The organism is Sulfitobacter sp. M22, assembly GCF_021736025.1.
Lineage (GTDB): Bacteria > Pseudomonadota > Alphaproteobacteria > Rhodobacterales > Rhodobacteraceae > Sulfitobacter > Sulfitobacter litoralis.
This window is the reverse complement of record NZ_WMEC01000001.1, coordinates 2,653,013-2,669,654: the sequence shown is the minus strand read 5'-3', so window position 1 is coordinate 2,669,654 and position 16,642 is coordinate 2,653,013. Positions and strand designations below refer to the sequence as shown.

Below are 16,642 nucleotides of genomic sequence, written 5' to 3'. Positions count from 1 at the left end.
GAGACGCCCAATGAAAACGATTTCCGAGAATACCAGCTTCAGAGGCACCCAAGGCGTCTATTCTCACCGCTCCGCGGCCTGTAGCTGTGATATGACCTTTGCCCTGTTCCTCCCCGAAGAGGCCAAGCAGGGGCCGGTACCACTGATGTGGTTCCTGTCGGGACTGACCTGCACCCATGAAAACGCGATGACCAAGGCAGGGGCACAGGCATGGGCCGCTGAACACGGGATCGCAGTCGTCTTTCCCGATACATCGCCGCGCGGGGATGATGTGGCCGATGATGACGCCTATGATCTGGGCAAAGGCGCGGGCTTTTATGTGAATGCCACACAAGACCCGTGGAAGCCGCATTTCCAAATGTGGGACTATATCGCCGACGAACTGCCTGCGCTGCTTGGCGAAAATTTCGCGCTGGATATGGACCGTCAGGCGATCTGCGGGCACTCGATGGGCGGGCACGGGGCGCTGACGTTGGCGATGAACTTGCCGGGACGGTTTACCTCGGTCTCTGCCTTTGCACCGATCGCCCACCCCACCAGCAGCGATTGGGGTCGCAAACAGCTGGCCGCATACCTTGGCAATGACGAAGCCACATGGGCCAAACATGACGCAACGCTTTTGATGGCGGACGGCGGTTTCGACGGCCAGATCCTCATTGATCAGGGCACGGATGATCAGTTCCTTGATCTGCTCAAGCCCGAAGCATTGGCCGAGGCGATAGCGAAGGCACGCCAGAACGCCACACTGCGGATGCAGCCGGGGTATGATCACAGCTATTTCTTCATCTCGACGTTCATGGAAGACCACATCGCGTTCCATGCCGACGCCCTGTATGCGCGATAGGCCGGGACGATGACCGCGCTTTATATCGACGCTGATGCCTGCCCCGTCAAAGCAGAGGCCGAACGCGTGGCCACCCGTCATAAGGTGCGGATGTATGTGGTGTCCAACGGCGGGCTGCGTCCCTCGCAGAACCCGCTGGTCGAAACAGTGATTGTCCCCGATGGCCCCGACATCGCCGACATCTGGATCGCAGACCGCTGCGGCCCTGGCGATGTGGTGGTCACGGACGATATCCCCCTAGCGGCGCGCTGCGTCGAAGCGGGCGCACGGGTGCTGAAACACAACGGCGAAGCGCTGACCTCGGCCAATATCGGCAACGTGCTGGCAACCCGCGATCTGATGACCGACCTGCGCGCCGCCGACCCGTTCCGTCAGGGCGGCGGCAAAGGGTTTACAAAGACAGACCGCTCCCGTTTTCTAGAAGCGCTAGAGCGCGAACTTCGCGCGGCACAACGGTAGGGCTCGGGGCAGCAAGACCCCTTCGGACCCGGCAAAAGGAAGAGCACATGAAACCAGCAGCAGTCGTCTTTGACATTGGAAATGTGCTGATCGAATGGCAGCCCGAACGGTTCTACGATTCCGTCATCGGAGAGGACCGCCGCCGCGCCATGTTCGCCGAAGTCGACCTGCACGGCATGAACGACCGCGTCGACAGCGGGCAGCATTTCACCGATACGATCTATGCCGCCGCCGAGGCAAACCCCGCCTGGCGCACTGAAATCCGCATGTGGCACGACCGCTGGATCGAGATGGCAGCGCCCGTGATCCCCCGCTCATTGCGGCTGAAAGAAGCGCTGCAGGCCAAGGGCGTACCGGTGTTTTCGCTGACCAACTTCGGCATCCAGTCCTATGATCTTGCGGCGCAGCACTATCCTTTCTTGCGGGCGTTCGACCGCGATTTCATTTCGGGCCATATGGGCATGATCAAGCCGGACCCTGCGATCTATGCCGCACTTGAAGATACCTCAGGCCTGTCCGGCGACGCGCTTTTGTTCACCGACGACCGCATCGATAATATCAACGCCGCCAACGCCCGCGGCTGGCAAACCCACCACTTTACCGGACCGGACGGGTGGGCCGACAGGCTGGTCACCGCAGGGCTACTGACCGAGGAAGAAGCCGCATGACCCAGTTCGATATTATCCCCTTTGACCAAGGCGAGGCGCGGCTGGACTGGATCGGCCTGACCGATGCGCTGGCCGCCGGCCACAAACTACCGCGCGCCGAGATTGCGGATACGTTTTTGTACCGTGGCAAGGATACGCTGCTGAACCGCGCCGCCTGGATCGACGGGCTGGGGCTGGCCGTGAAATCCGCCACCATCTTTCCCGACAACCCCGCCAAAGGGGCACCGATGGTGAACGGTGGCGTGTCGCTTTATGCTGATGATCACGGTGCGCTCGAGGCGCTGATCGATTTTCACCTTGTTACCAAATGGAAAACCGCCGGTGACAGTCTGCTGGCGGCCCGCAAGCTTGCCCGCCCTGACAGCCGCAAAATCCTGATTGTCGGCGCAGGCACCCAAGGGCGCGGACTGCATGCCGCTTATAGCGCGGTCTTTCCTGATGCCGAGTTTACCGTGTGGAACCGCTCTGCCCCGAATGCGCAAGCGATGGCCCGCGATATCAAGGGTCTGAAAATCGCCGACAACCTTGAGGCCGCCGTGCGCCACGCGGACATCATCACCAGCGCCACCATGTCGACCGAACCGCTGATCAAGGGCGCGTGGCTGCAAGCCGGCCAGCACCTTGACCTGATCGGAGCCTATCGCCCCGACATGCGCGAGGTCGACGACGCGGCGCTGACCAAAACCAGACTATTCGTCGACAGTCTCGACACCACGGTCGATCACATCGGAGAGCTGAAAATCCCCATCGCCCAAGGGGTGCTTTCTGCCAATGACATCGTTGCGGATTATTATGATATGGGATCTTTTACCCGCCAGTCAGACGACGAGATCACCCTGTTCAAAAACGGCGGGGGCGCGCATCTTGACCTGATGACCAGCCGCTACATCCTTGACCGGTGGCGCGCGCGTAGATGATCTGGTTTCTCCTCCTTGGTATGCTGGTGGTTGCGATCCCGCTTGTGATTGAACGCAACCGCGCCGAGATGGAAGACGCGGACCGGGGCAGCGCTTCTGGCCAGTTTGCAGAACTGCCTGACGGCGTGACCCACTATGAATGGCTCGGCCCCGCCCAAGGGCCTGTTGCTGTCTGTGTGCACGGGCTGACCACACCCAGCATCGCCTGGCGCGCAGTTGCCCGGGGGTTGGCATCGATGGGCTATCGCACGCTGACCTATGATCTTTACGGGCGGGGATATTCAGACCGCCCGTCCGGACCGCAGGACCGACAGTTCTTTATCAAACAACTCCAAGACCTGCTGGAAGACCAAGACGTGACCGGTAGTTTTACCCTGTTGGGCTATTCCATGGGGGGCTCTATCGCGACCTGTTTTGCCGCGGCCTTCCCCGACCGGGTAGAACGGCTGATCTTGCTGGCACCGGCAGGCATGGGGCTGGCGCAGAACAAACTGGTAGATTTCATGGCCAAAACGCCGGTTATTGGCGATTGGCTGATGCTGGCGCTTTTCCCACCCACATTCCGCCGCGGCATCAAGGCCGAACGCGACACTCCCGTGCAGGTGCCCCATATCCACGACCATCAGGCAGAGCAGCTGGACTATAAGCATTATGTTCCAGCGGTGCTGGCCAGCCGCCGCGGTATTCTGGCTGATGTGCTACGCGACGAACACCGCGCGATCCAGTCGTTCGACATCCCTGTACTGGCGGTGTGGGGCGACGAGGATCAGGTGATCCCCGCCTCAGCCATTGGCAGCCTCGCCGAGTGGAACCGCACCGCCGAACACGAGGTGATCGCGGGCGCGGGCCATGGCTTGCCCTATACCCACGGGCCCCAGATTGTCGCGGCGATCAAGGCGCATATCAGCGCAACGCCCTAAGTAGTCACCAGTCCGGGCAACCGGCGTTCGCGGATCGGCAGATGGATCAGTGCGCTAAATGCGCCGACGGCCACGCCGATCCACCACACGGCCGTGTAATCGCCATAAACATCATACATCCGCCCGCCCAGCCAAACGCCTAAAAAGCTGCCCAATTGGTGGCTGAAGAACACAATTCCGTACAACGTGCCCATATAGCGCAGCCCATAGATATGCGCGACCAAACCACTGGTCAGCGGCACCGTCGCCAGCCACAACGCCCCCATGCCGACAGAGAACAGAATGACCGATACCGGCGTGATCGGCAGCATAATGAACAGCGCTGCGATCACGGTACGCCCCGTATAAATCGCCGCTAAAAGGTATTTCTTAGAATACCGCTTACCTGCCCACCCCGCCAGCAAGGTACCGGCGATGTTGGCCAGACCAATCAGCGAAATCGCAACCGCGCCGAGCGCCGAAGTCGTTGTGATCCCGATATTATGCAGCACGCCACCGGCAAGGATCGGACCGCAAAGCTCTGTCACGAAGGCGGGGAAATGCGCGGTGATAAAAGCCAGCTGATACCCGCAGGAGAAAAAGCCGATAAAAATGAAGGTAAATGTTGGATCCCGCAGCGCTTTGCCCAAGATTTGTGACAGGCTTTCTTCCAGCTCGGCCTTGCTTGCCATGGCAGGCGTGCGCATCAACGGCAGCGTCAGCAGCATCGCCATGATCGCACCGGCAAAAACGAGAAATGTGGCCTGCCAGCTGAGGAAACCCAGCAGCCATTCAGCCACCGGTGCCCCAAAGACCTGACCCGCGCTGCCCGCAGCGGTGGCGATGGCCAGCGACATCGACCTGTTTTCGGCGGTAGAGGCGCGGCCAACCACAGCCAGAATAACGCCAAATCCCGTCCCCGCGATCCCGAAGCCGACCAGCCACGCATAGGTTTGATGCTCAATGGGGGACACGGAATTGGCCGAAAGAACCAGCCCCACGGCATAGATCAAAGACCCGATTATGATGGCGCGACGGTCACCGATTTTTTCTGCCATCGCGCCGAAGATCGGTTGCCCGATGCCCCACGCGAGGTTCTGGATTGCGATGGCTAACGAAAACTCTGACCGGAGCCAGCCGAACTCTTCTGCGATCGGAATTTGAAACACACCAAAGGATGCGCGCACGGCGAAGCTGACCATGATGATCAAACACCCGACGATCAACACTGGTGTAAAGATTGATGCGTTCTTTTCCACGACGCCCCCCGAAGCTGTTGTCGCCACCGTAGCTTTGAAACCGAGAGGGTCAATTTCAATTGTACGGTCAGGTCGGCCTTCAGTGCTTCTTTTCAAAGTAGGTGGCACGTTGTAAGTCGGGGATATGACCGATTTACGTTCCATTTACGAAGACCGAATTGCCGATGGCAGCCTGTCGCCAGATGCAGCACAAGAAGCTGTTTTGCCAGAGCTGGACCGCATCCGAAGTGCGTTGATGGCCCCGCAGAAAAAAGGGTTTTTCAAACGCGCACCAGAACCACCGCAGGGCCTATACCTTTGGGGGGGTGTGGGGCGCGGCAAGTCGATGCTCATGGATATGTTCGCAGCGAATATGGGCGATGTGCCGACGCGGCGCGTGCATTTTCATGCGTTCATGCAGGAAATTCACAGTGCGATGCACGAGGCTCGGAAAACCGGTGTGGATGATGCTATTGCACCTGTCGCGGCAGAGGTCGCGGCAAATGTGAAACTGCTGGCGTTTGACGAGATGCAGATCAGCGACATTACCGATGCGATGATTGTCGGACGCCTGTTCGAGGCGCTTTTCGCCGCGGGCGTGGTCGTGGTGACGACCTCGAACCGAATACCGGATGATCTGTACAAAGACGGGCTGAACCGTCAGATTTTCCTGCCCTTCATCGAATTGATCAAAGAGAAGATGAAGGTGATTGAGCTTGCCAGTCCGCGGGACTACCGACAGGACCGGCTGGCTGGTACGAAATCCTATTTCACCCCCGTCAATCCTGAAAGCCGTGCGGCGATGGATGCTGTCTGGACCGATCTGGCCGGCGGACCGGGGGAGGGGCTGGTCTTGCGGGTTAAAGGTCGCGATGTGGTGGTCCCTGAGTTTCGCAATGGGGTCGCCCGCGCCAAGTTTCACGCGCTGTGTGGTCGGCCCTTGGGTGCGGCGGATTACTTGACATTGGCAGAGGCCGCGCGCGTGTTAATGCTGGACGACATCCCCAGCCTTGGCAGATCGAACTTCAACGAGGCAAAGCGTTTCGTGACCCTGATTGACGCGCTTTATGAAGCCAAGGTTCGGTTGATCTGTTCTGCATCTGCTGAACCCGAGATGTTGTATCTAGAGGGCGAAGGCACCTTTGAGTTTGAGCGTACAGCATCCCGTCTGCGCGAAATGCAGGCCGAAGGCTGGGGCGCTTAATTGCGCTGCTGCCCCCCTGAGGTCACCCAGCTACTTGATGGGTCAAACGCCGCCAGACGCACTGGTGCAGCCTGACTGTGATAGAATGCGACCGACCGGTTGATCCGCTGGCCTTCCTGCGATGTGGCTTGTTGATCGCTGGCCGCCCCACGAGCTGCAAGTGCTTTGCGTTCCGCAATAACAACCGAGGTGAGAAAACCAGCAGTATTGAATGCACCTGACGTGGTTGTCAGCGCCATCGGAACATTGAAATCGCCCTTGGCTGCCGCGCTATTTAATAGGGTGTCGATATAGCTGTCCGACCGTTCTGTACTGATTGCCCAGATCAAATAGGATTCAAGCACTTGTCCCTGTCGTGTGTCGTCAAAAGACTGCACGATCGCGCTTACCGCATGGGCGACGTCGAACGAAGCATCCTTGTGCATCTTGTTCAGCAGCGTTGCGGGCGACAGCGGCACAAAGGCGGGCCCACCGACAGACGGGCGTGACACCCCCCCGTTGATATAGCCCTGCACAACATTCGCGCGATCCGCCGAACGCCAGTGGTCGACGATAAACGTCACTCCTATAAAGATCGCTATCAGTTGTAGATGTCCGAATGCGATCCTGCGCAGAGCAGGGAAATTCTGATATGGTTTGGTCATTGCATTGGCCCCCCAAAGGCAAAAAGTTACCCTCGGAACCTAGAACGCAAATCCCCTATAAATCGTAAATATTGCCAATTCTATTAGTTAAAACGCTATCCGTTTTCCCGTAAAATAGCTCCGGCGAGATACAGCGATCCACAGATCAACACCCTCGCATGGGGCACATTCGCGACGATAGTTGCCAGTGCTTCGGCCACCCCTGGCGCTTCGTATGCGGACAATCCGGCCTCGGCTGCGGCCTGCGCGGTTTCATCTGCGGGCAGGGTCGCCGCCTCTCCCGGAATGGATACCGCAAACAGCCTTTCTGCATGCCCGGCCAACGGACGCAGATAGCCGCCGATGTCCTTTGTATTCAACATGCCACAAATGAGATACGTCGGACGCGCGGGAAGTGCGTCCAGGACAGCCGCGATCGCATCGCCCGCAGCCGGATTATGCCCCCCGTCCAGCCATAATTCAGCCTGGGGTGCGCTGTCGACCAATGGCCCTTCGCGCAGCCGCTGCATCCGTGCAGGCCACGCGGCACGGGTGACGGCTGCCTCGCAGGCCTCGGCCGAGACACCCAACTGCCTTAGCGCTGCCAAAGCCGCACCCGCATTAGAAATCTGGTGTGCGCCCAATAGGTTAGGTTTGGGCAGGTCAAGCAGCCCCGCGTCATCCTGATAGACCATACGACCGGCCTCTTGCCCGACATGCCACTGCTGGCCGTAGGCGAGGATTGGGGCATGGTTACGGGCGGCTTGTGCTTCTATTACCTCGAGGGCCGCGTCTTGTTGAGGGCCGACAACGCAAGGGACGCGCCGCTTGATGATGCCAGCTTTTTCGCCTGCGATCTCGGGCAGGGTCGTGCCCAGAAACTGCTGGTGATCGATGGACACCGGCGTGATCACTGTCAACGCAGGTTGGTCCACAACATTCGTCGCATCCAGACGCCCGCCCAGGCCCACCTCGAGCAAGGTATACTCCGCCGGAGTACGGGCAAAAGCCAGCAGCGCGGCGCAGGTTGTAATCTCGAAATATGTAATGCTTTCGCCATTGTTCGCGGCATAGCATTCATCCAGCAATTCAGTCAGCGCGGCTTCGGAAATCAGCTCTCCGGCAAGGCGAATGCGTTCGTGAAAACGCGCGAGATGCGGTGACGTATACGCATGCACGCGATGGCCATCGGCCTCGAGCCCGGCGCGGATCATCGCTTGGGTAGAGCCCTTGCCGTTGGTCCCGGCGATGTGGATGACGGGCGGCAGATCATTCTGTGGGTTACCCAAAGCATCAAGCAACCGCCACATGCGATCTAGCGTCAGATCGATGATCTTGGGATGCAGCGCCATCATGTGCGCCAGCACTGCATCCGATGTCTTCTGCGTCATTTCGCCTTAGCGTCCAAAGCCGTACTCTTGGGCGTCGCAGCAACAGCTGTGCTGTCGGCCTCAGGTGCGGGGGTCAACGCATGGGATAGATCGCCGCCCTCGGTGGGTGCCGGCAGATCACCCCGTACCGCAGGAGGCAGCTTCATCAGCATGCGCGTGATATCGATCAGCTCGTCGCGCATCTTTGTGCGCGGCGTCACGCGGTCCAGCATACCGTGGTCCAGAAGATATTCGGCGCGCTGGAACCCTTCGGGCAGCTTTTCGCGGATGGTCTGTTCGATGACCCGAGGTCCGGCAAAGCAGATCAGCGCATTAGGTTCGGCAATCTGCACGTCGCCCAACATCGCATAGCTCGCAGTGACGCCGCCCGTGGTGGGGTGCGTCAGCACAACAATATAGGGCAGTCCGGCTTCTTTCAGCATTTGCACAGCGATGGTGGTGCGGGGCATCTGCATCAGGCTCAGGATGCCTTCTTGCATGCGCGCGCCACCTGCGGCGGAGAAGAGCACCAGCGGGCATTTCAGCTTTACCGCCTTTTCGGCCGCGGCGATGATGGCGTTCCCGACATACATGCCCATCGACCCGGCCATAAACGAGAAATCTTGCCCCGCCGCAACGATTTGCGTGCGGCCGATTTCACCGGTGGCGACCAGCATGGCCTCGGCTTCGCCCGTCTGCTTTTGGGCGGCCTTCAGGCGGTCAGGGTATTTCTTTTGATCGCGAAAGTGCAAAGGGTCCGGCGTTGGCGCGGGGACTTTTACCTCGGTAAAAATGCCGCCGTCGAACAACGCTTTGAACCGTTCGCGCGGGGTAATCGCCATGTGGTGACCACAGCTGGTGCAGACGTTCAGGTTGTCCGACACCTCGCGGTGGAACAGCATGGTGCCGCATTCTTCGCATTTCGTCCACAGATTGTCCGGGGTCTCGCGGCGCGAGAAGATCGAATTGATCCGGGGACGGACGTAGTTGTTGATCCAGTTCATGGTGAACCTTTGCTTCCAGTTTCGCTTTCCAGATAAGCTGACGCGATGTAAATTGCAATCAACGCCGGATCGCCAGTCGCGCGGCAAGCCAGCTGACCATCATCAGCGCGAAATCGACAGGCAGCCAAGCGCGCAAGGCCTCGGTGTCGTTCATTCCAAAGGGGGTCAGATACAGCGCCAGCCCCGACAGATCATCAGGCATAGAGGTGATCACGATCGCTGCGACGTTATTGCAAAAATGCACAGCAATGGCTGGCCCCAGCGACCCTGCCCGCGCGGTCAGATCGGCCATCAACATCCCGAAGACACCGGCCCAAAGCGCAATGACCAGCGCATTTTCGCCGGCTTGATCGGGCAGATAGTGGCCAAGCGCGAAGATCACTGCCGGCAATACCATCCACACCAGCGGAGAGCTGAACCGCGCCGCAAGCTGCTGTTGTACATATCCGCGAAAGACGATCTCTTCGGCGCTGACCTGTACCAGCACCCCCAACAGAGAAAATGGGAGCAGCAGCAGCCATGTGCCAAGCGCGAGGTTGGGCACATAGGGCGCCCCAAGGTCCCACGGTGGCAGTAGATACGTGACCACCCCCAGCAGCACCAGTATCTTGAGTACGGCCCAGAATTGCGGTGCCACCAGATGTGCCGGCCCCATCAGGCCCCGCACGGGACGTTTGTGGATCAGGCGCGCCACCACTGCCACGCCGACAATCATCAGGCCGAAACTGCCAAGCAGCAAAAGCATCGCCATAGGCGTTTGGCCCGTGAGCAAGCTATCATAGAAGCCATCCGCACGCGGGCCCATCAGTTTGAAAAGCGTCGTGAACATCAGGTTGTTCAGCAGCAGATAGATCGCGGTTGCCGCCAGAAATCCGACGATCAGACGCCACGGTGCTGCCGAAGGGATCGCAGGCGCGATAAAGGCTTTGTGGGCAGCGTATCGGGTCACGCGGGGTCGTCTCCTACGGGCGGGGGCAAGGCTTCGTCTTCGCGCGGGATATCCACCCGTGCCGCACGAAGCAAGTCGGCGGCGTTGGTCAGATGGCCCGACACGGTCCGCAGGAGGCTCAGCAGGATGAAACGGTCGTTTTCGACCACCGACCGGAACTGATCTGCGCCGATCCGCAAAAACCGGCTGTCTTCAAGCGCGACAAAATCCATCTGCCGCGGCTCGTTGACGATGACGGCAAGGTCGCCGATCAACCGGCCCTTTTCGACGGTCGATACGTGATGCGCCAAGCCTTCTGGGTCACGCCAAGTGAGTTCTCCCTTGCCCGCCAGACATAGATATACCGCATCCGGGCGCTGATCCTGCGCAAAGATCACCTCTCCTTTGTCGACAGAGAACCACTGCGCGGCAAAAGCCAGCAGCCTTTGATTGCGCGAGTCGAGGTTTCCGAACAATTCGTTGCGCGCGATGATCCGAAGTTTGCGCCGTAAATCATCGGAAATACTGTCATCCTGGTTCGGCGTATCAACCTGTGCCAGACCATCAACGCGCCCGCCGCGTATTTTGATGTAGACGTCAAAATCATCGGGATTGGCGAATGTGGTGTTCATGAAAATCTGGGTCGTTTCGGGCAGCAGTTCACCTATCTTGTTGCGCAAACGCGAAAGACCTTCGGCATCATGACCCGCAAGGGACTGGTTCAGGATCAAGATATCGGGGCGCTTCATCGCTGCGCGGCTGAACCCTGCCCGTTCTTGAAACATCGTCGATATGTTCGACCCGCCGATACTGACCGGCAGATCAAAGACGTTCAGCGCCACATCCTGTTGCAGACCGTGCTTCTTGAACACATCCGACACCACATCAAGGATAAGATCAGCCTGCAGACCCGCCACAGCAGATATCCGGCCGTACAGCGCGTTTTCAAGCACAGTCAGGCGCGGCAAATATTGGTCGGACGCAATTGGTACGAACAGGTCGCGTGCCCGTTCGCGCATCGCGGCCCCCTGATTTTTACGGATCCTGAGGATTTCATCCTTGAAGGTTTCGGGAAATGCAGGGCCGATCTGTTCGGCGGTAAAGGCGAACGGCACGGTCAGCAGCAGCGAAAATTCATCCTCACTGAGCGCTTCGTCCCCTTTGGCGCGGCGGCGCAGCGCGATATCGACCAGTTGATCGTACAGCTCTTCTTCGATGCCAAGGGCTGTGAACAACGGGTGGTCTGTGCCATCGCGGCCAAAGGTTTGGTGCAGCGTTTCCACCAGCGTCTGGGAAATCGCGATCCCCTGCTCGGCAAGCCCCTGTTCAATGATCATCGCCAGAAAGCTGCGTTCTAACGCGAGACCGGCTTGTGAAATGCTACGGATCGGCGCGGCGAACATCAGGTTGCCCCCAAGCGCCAACGCCGGGTTGAACCGGTCGGGGTCAAAGCGATGCACCACTTTATCAAGCCCCTGTTCCTTGAGCCGGTCGTGCACCTCGTCACGCAAGGCCACGACACGCGCCGCGAGTTCAGGGTGTTGCTCCGGATTCATCCGATCGACGGCCATGGCGCGGAACATCACGTCTTGGGTGCCCACGGCGTTGACCAGTTGATACCACCAATCATAAATATCGGTGCGGGTGTTCAAATCGGCCAGCCCCGGATCCAGCCAATCGGCTTTGGTGCTGTCCAGACTGTTGCCCGATCGCTGCGTTTCTATCGCCGCTCGGTCGGTCATTTTCGGGTCCCATAGCACGGTCTTTGGGCTCGACCTGAGCGACATCAGCAGGTTATCCCCGACCGTGCCCTGAAACAGATAGGGGTTCGAGTGGGCATAGCCGATGCGTGCGGCCAACACCGCCTGATGCAGCTCTGCCAGATTGTGCCCTGCCATGGTGATCCGACCTCGGGTCGGTAACGCTTCCCGGGTCAGAAGCTCTGCCAAGGCGGTGCGTTCGGTCTGGTTAGGCATCTCGATTGCCACCCGTGCGCCCTTGGGAATCTCGAGGTTGAGATCATCCAGGATCGTATTGCCATCCGGCGTGCGCAGGGACACGTGTTCAAGCACGATAGCTCCGCGCAGGTGGGGGATTTCGGCGGGCTCGCCCTCGAACAGGCTTGCGTCAATCTCTCCGCGGGGCGCAAACCGTTCAACAACCACATCCCACCGCAGCGACATATCCTGCGTTTGGTTGTAGTAGGTTAGCAGCTCTTTCCACGGGCTCGACAAATCCTTGTAGGCAGCCAGCGCCGCGACCAGCGCGCCGACGGTGATCTGTCCCTTGATCGCAAGATACCCCCCGACAGCATAGAAAAAGAACGGTGTCAGCTGGGTGATGAAGTTATTCAGAAACTTCATAAAGAATTTCTTTTGGTAGATCTGAAAGCGGACCTCGAACAAGTACCCCAGCCGGTCAGTGAACAGTGCCAAACGGTAGCGCCAGCCGCCATTGGTGCGCAGGTCCGTGATGCCGGCCGCGGTTTCGCCAATCTCTGACGACAGGTGGCGCACCTCTCTGATGCGGTCTTTGTTCAGCAGGTTGATCTGCCGTTGCAGCATGGGGATCAGATAGGCCTGCAACGGGATCAGCGCGACGCCTGCCAGTCCGAACCACGGGGATTGCAAAAAGAGGAACAGCAGAATGATCAACATCTGCCCCGCCTGAAATACGGGTTGGGCAACGGCATCGCCCATCAACCCGCCCATCGGCTCCGCCTCCGAGGTGACCATCGACACCAGTTCGCCTTGGCTGGTATTTTCGTAATAGCTGCGTGGAAACCGCATCATGCGGGCGATCAGCTGATACCGGAACCGCCGCAAAAGCCGTTCAGCCAGAACGCCCTTCATCGTGTTCAGACGCATCTTCATCAGACCGTGGATCAGCACCGCAAACAGATAGGCAAAACACAGCAGCATCAGGAATTGCACCTGACTGAACGACATTCCGAAGGCGTCGATCACATCCGTCTCGGCCCCGATAGCGTCGTTGATGATACGCTTGGGCAGTTCGAGCGTGATATAGAGGAAAGGGAAGGTAATCAGCGTCAGGACAAGCAAAACCAATTGTTCCCGACGGGAGTATTTCCAAATAAAGGAAAAAATCGACTGCTCCATGCAGGGTCGCTTTCGCTAGGGGGCGGCACAGAGCCAAGGTTCGGCTAAACACCTACGCGCAGAGCCCCCGCTGTTCAACTGGTGGCTTGAGCCTTGCAGCGGCAGGTCTGGGTGGCTATTCCGGTGTAAACGTCCACTCAGGGAGGCCTGCCACATGTCCACCAACACCCGCTTTGATAAATCCAGACTGCCAAGCCGGCACGTGACCGAAGGACCAGAGCGCGCGCCGCACCGGTCCTATTACTACGCAATGGGCATGACCGAAGAAGAGATTCACCAGCCTCTGGTGGGCGTGGCAACCTGCTGGAACGAAGCGGCCCCGTGTAACATCGCGTTGAACCGTCAGGCCCAAGCGGTCAAGATCGGCGTTAAGGCGCAGCAAGGCACGCCGCGTGAATTCACCACCATCACCGTGACCGACGGCATCGCCATGGGCCACGAAGGCATGCGGTCGTCGCTTGCATCACGCGAAGCGATTGCCGACACGGTAGAGCTGACCATGCGCGGTCACTGCTACGATGCGATTGTCGGTCTTGCGGGCTGCGACAAATCGCTGCCTGGCATGATGATGGCGATGCTGCGGCTGAACGTGCCGTCCGTGTTCCTCTACGGTGGGTCGATCCTGCCGGGCAAAGTACCGGAAGGGGCCGATGTGCCTGCCGATTTCGCCAGTCGTGATCTGACCGTGCAAGACGTGTTCGAGGCTGTGGGCAACTACCAGAACGGCAGCATGTCGCAAGCCGCGCTCGAGATTTTGGAACGCGTGGCCTGCCCGACGGCCGGTGCTTGTGGTGGCCAGTTCACCGCCAACACCATGGCCTGCGTATCCGAGGCAATCGGTCTGGCGCTGTTGAACTCCTCTGGCATGCCCGCGCCCTATGAATCCCGCGACGCCTATGCGGCCGCCTCGGGCGAAGCGGTGATGCACCTGATCGAAAAGAACATTCGTGCGCGCGACATCTGCACCCGCGAAGCGTTTGAAAACGCGGCACGGATCGTGGCCTGCACGGGCGGGTCGACGAATGCCGGCCTGCACCTGCCAGCCATGGCCGCCGAGGCGGGCATCTCGTTTGACCTCAGCGATGTGTGCGAAATCTTCCGTGACACGCCTTATTTCGTCGACATGAAACCCGGCGGGTCGCATGTGGCGAAAGACCTGTATGACGCGGGCGGTGTGCCTGTCGTGATGAAAGAACTGCGCAAGGCCGGTCTGCTGCACGCCGACTGTCTGACAGCTTCGGGCCGGCCTATCGGCGAGGAGCTGGACATGATCGAACGCGAAGCCGACGGCAAAGTCATCCACGCCATCGAAACGCCGATCAGCAAAACCGGTGGCGTCGTTGGCCTGAAAGGCAATCTGGCCCCCGAAGGGGCGATCGTGAAAATCGCGGGCATGTCCGAAGAGGACATCGTGTTTACCGGTCCGGCGCTGATCTTTGAATGTGAGCAAGACGCATTCGAAGCCGTGCAAAACCGCGCCTACAGCGAAGGCGACGTGTTCGTGATCCGCAACGAAGGCCCCGCCGGTGGCCCCGGCATGCGCGAAATGCTGGCGACAACAGCGGCACTTTCCGGTCAGGGCATGGGCAAAAAGGTCGCGCTGATCACTGACGGCCGTTTCTCTGGTGCGACACGCGGTTTCTGCGTCGGTCACGTTGGTCCCGAAGCCGCACATGGCGGCCCGATTGCCCTGCTCAAGGCGGGCGACATGATCACGTTGAACGCGATCACCGGCTCTATCTCGGTCGATATCTCGGACGATGAAATGGCAGAGCGTAAAGCCGCTTGGCCCGGTGCGCGCAAGACCAACTACCAAAGCGGCGCACTGTGGAAATACGCGCAGCTTGTGGGCCCAACCTATCTGGGTGCGGTCACGCATCCCGGCGCAAAGGCGGAAACCCATGACTACATGGACCTGTAAAGGTCCGCTCGCGGCCCTTGGGCTGGTGCTTCTGACCGCCTGCGAGGGCGGTCAGGGGTTTGGCGCGTCTTCGGGTGCTGCCAAGCCACCGCTGTCGCGTGCAAAAATGGCCGGCGGGGTCGTATTGGTCGCCCCCGACGGTTTCTGCATCGACCAGACCAGCCTTGAACCCCGCTTTGCCGTGGTTGCACGCTGTGACGGGTTAGGGGCACCTGCCTCTGCGGGAGCTGCACCGCGCGGGTTGATCACGGTCAGCCTGACCCCGTCCAAATCCGGCCTCTTGCCAAGCGCACAGCAGATCGCGGCAGAAACCGCGCTGCAAAACGTGAGCAATGTGGAAAAGGGCGAAAATCACGTCACTTTCCGCGCTCAAGGCCGTATTCCTGTTGGCGGTCTTTCCCCGAACCAATGGCGCGGCGTGGCACGGATGGGCACACAGACCGCCGGCATCGCGGTCTACGGTCCGGAACGCGGCGATATCGCAAGCGCCTCAGGGCGCGGGGTGTTGTCTCAGTTGATCACCCGTAGCATGAAGGCAAGCGCACCCGCGCAAACCACTGTCGCCAAGCGCAATTAACACGCCAATTACACCCCGCCCATTTCATTTGTGCCCCCAAGCCGCAGCCGGTAGGGTACAACCAACAACCCAATCCTTAATCGGGGCAACAGGCACCATGCGCAAACTTGGGAAAAAGCTGATCGACAGCGCCATGATCGCGCGGTTCACCCGCCGCTGGTCAGCCAAGGCAGACCGTGCCCCCCACACCGACATCTCGGTGCTGCGCAAGCAAGCGGGTCACGCGCGCGCGTTGCGCCGACATCTCGACAAGCTGATCTATACCGCCGAAGACCGACTTGCCCTGCCCCGCATCGGCTCTGACACGTTCTCTCGGCCCCATAACACTGACTGGTCTTGGCGTCCGCAGCTGTGGCGCGCACCTTTGGCGCAGTCTGGTCTGTCGTCCGTTCAGCCCAAAGCGACCATGGGCGATGAGGTCACGATCTTTCACGACTGCATCCTGTCAGAATTGGGCATCCGGCAAATCCGCAACCTCGAAGAGACCCATCTGGCACCCTATGGGCTGAGGCTGGAGGTCTATCGGTTTGACGGGTCGTTCCTGTCGCTGGTTCTGGATTTGCCGGATGACTGCGTCGAGGGGCTTAAGCGGACCCATGTCCTGCGTGTAGATGCTGTGATCGAGATGGAAAAACCCATCGAGATCTTCGCCCGTCTCAATATCCGCCACGGCCCCAATACCGAACAAATGGTTCAGGAGCTGCCGCTAGACAAAACCGAGATCACCGCAGAGTTCGACCTCGCGTATTCCAACCTGAACGAAAAACGCGTGGAGAAAGCCTGGATCGACCTAATTTTTGAAGGCCCCGAGATGAACCAGATCATGCTGCGTGACCTGACCTTTTCGCGCCGCCCGCGTGCCCAGCTATAG

15 protein-coding genes are annotated in these 16,642 nt (G+C 59.5%); 9 read left to right on the top strand and 6 right to left on the bottom strand.

Annotated elements, in window-relative coordinates; translation table 11 throughout:
• The first annotated feature begins 10 nt into the window (after positions 1-10).
• From fghA to GLP52_RS13065, 5 genes are read left to right on the top strand one after another with little or no spacing between them, the layout of a single operon-like run.
• Entirely contained in the window at positions 11-844 is an 834-nt protein-coding gene (gene fghA / locus GLP52_RS13085) for an S-formylglutathione hydrolase (protein WP_237273565.1), read from the top strand.
• Positions 845-853: 9 nt separating this feature from the next.
• Positions 854-1,303: a YaiI/YqxD family protein gene (locus tag GLP52_RS13080; RefSeq protein WP_237272610.1), complete on the top strand. Its 450-nt coding sequence runs from the start codon at positions 854-856 to the stop codon at positions 1,301-1,303.
• 47 nt (positions 1,304-1,350) lie between these two features.
• Positions 1,351-1,971, top strand: coding sequence for an HAD family hydrolase (locus tag GLP52_RS13075; protein WP_093732025.1), 621 nt, complete (start codon positions 1,351-1,353; stop codon positions 1,969-1,971).
• Positions 1,968-2,888, top strand: a complete 921-nt coding sequence (locus tag GLP52_RS13070; protein ID WP_093732026.1) for an ornithine cyclodeaminase family protein — start codon at positions 1,968-1,970, stop codon at positions 2,886-2,888. Before GLP52_RS13075 ends, GLP52_RS13070 begins: the two co-directional genes overlap by 4 nt.
• Positions 2,885-3,808 carry an alpha/beta fold hydrolase gene (locus GLP52_RS13065; RefSeq protein WP_093732027.1) on the top strand — a complete coding sequence of 308 codons (924 nt, stop codon included), beginning with the start codon at positions 2,885-2,887 and terminating at the stop codon, positions 3,806-3,808. Before GLP52_RS13070 ends, GLP52_RS13065 begins: the two co-directional genes overlap by 4 nt.
• Here GLP52_RS13065 and GLP52_RS13060 read toward each other — a convergent pair.
• Positions 3,805-4,989 (bottom strand): MFS transporter, encoded by a 1,185-nt coding sequence (locus GLP52_RS13060; protein WP_272903463.1) that lies wholly within the window; start codon positions 4,987-4,989, stop codon positions 3,805-3,807. The two genes, GLP52_RS13065 and GLP52_RS13060, sit on opposite strands and share 4 nt — an antisense overlap.
• Before the next feature lie 181 nt (positions 4,990-5,170).
• On the opposite strand from GLP52_RS13060, the gene zapE reads away from it, so the two are divergent.
• Complete coding sequence (gene zapE, locus GLP52_RS13055) at positions 5,171-6,229, top strand: cell division protein ZapE (protein ID WP_093732029.1); 1,059 nt, start codon at positions 5,171-5,173, stop codon at positions 6,227-6,229.
• Here the strand turns inward: zapE and GLP52_RS13050 are convergent.
• From GLP52_RS13050 to GLP52_RS13030, 5 genes are all read right to left on the bottom strand, one after another.
• Positions 6,226-6,873, bottom strand: coding sequence for a hypothetical protein (locus tag GLP52_RS13050; protein WP_093732030.1), 648 nt, complete (start codon positions 6,871-6,873; stop codon positions 6,226-6,228). The genes zapE and GLP52_RS13050 overlap by 4 nt on opposite strands.
• Before the next feature lie 95 nt (positions 6,874-6,968).
• Positions 6,969-8,243 (bottom strand): bifunctional folylpolyglutamate synthase/dihydrofolate synthase, encoded by a 1,275-nt coding sequence (locus GLP52_RS13045; RefSeq protein WP_237272609.1) that lies wholly within the window; start codon positions 8,241-8,243, stop codon positions 6,969-6,971.
• Positions 8,240-9,226: an acetyl-CoA carboxylase, carboxyltransferase subunit beta gene (accD, locus tag GLP52_RS13040; protein WP_093732032.1), complete on the bottom strand. Its 987-nt coding sequence runs from the start codon at positions 9,224-9,226 to the stop codon at positions 8,240-8,242. Before accD ends, GLP52_RS13045 begins: the two co-directional genes overlap by 4 nt.
• Before the next feature lie 58 nt (positions 9,227-9,284).
• On the bottom strand, positions 9,285-10,175 hold the full coding sequence (locus GLP52_RS13035; RefSeq protein WP_093732033.1) for a CPBP family intramembrane glutamic endopeptidase: 891 nt from the start codon (positions 10,173-10,175) through the stop codon (positions 9,285-9,287).
• The gene (locus tag GLP52_RS13030) at positions 10,172-13,273 is read right to left on the bottom strand and encodes an ABC transporter transmembrane domain-containing protein (protein ID WP_237272608.1); all 3,102 of its coding nucleotides are present in this window, start codon (positions 13,271-13,273) and stop codon (positions 10,172-10,174) included. Before GLP52_RS13030 ends, GLP52_RS13035 begins: the two co-directional genes overlap by 4 nt.
• Before the next feature lie 154 nt (positions 13,274-13,427).
• Here GLP52_RS13030 and ilvD point away from each other — a divergent pair, with 154 nt between their 5' ends.
• The 3 genes from ilvD (at position 13,428) to GLP52_RS13015 (ending at position 16,642) form a co-directional block, all read left to right on the top strand.
• Positions 13,428-15,194 carry a dihydroxy-acid dehydratase gene (gene ilvD / locus GLP52_RS13025; RefSeq protein ID WP_237272607.1) on the top strand — a complete coding sequence of 589 codons (1,767 nt, stop codon included), beginning with the start codon at positions 13,428-13,430 and terminating at the stop codon, positions 15,192-15,194.
• Positions 15,175-15,771: a hypothetical protein gene (locus GLP52_RS13020; RefSeq protein ID WP_093732036.1), complete on the top strand. Its 597-nt coding sequence runs from the start codon at positions 15,175-15,177 to the stop codon at positions 15,769-15,771. The genes ilvD and GLP52_RS13020 overlap by 20 nt, the downstream gene beginning before the upstream one ends.
• Positions 15,772-15,868: 97 nt before the next feature.
• On the top strand, positions 15,869-16,642 hold the full coding sequence (locus GLP52_RS13015) for a DUF6478 family protein (protein ID WP_093732037.1): 774 nt from the start codon (positions 15,869-15,871) through the stop codon (positions 16,640-16,642).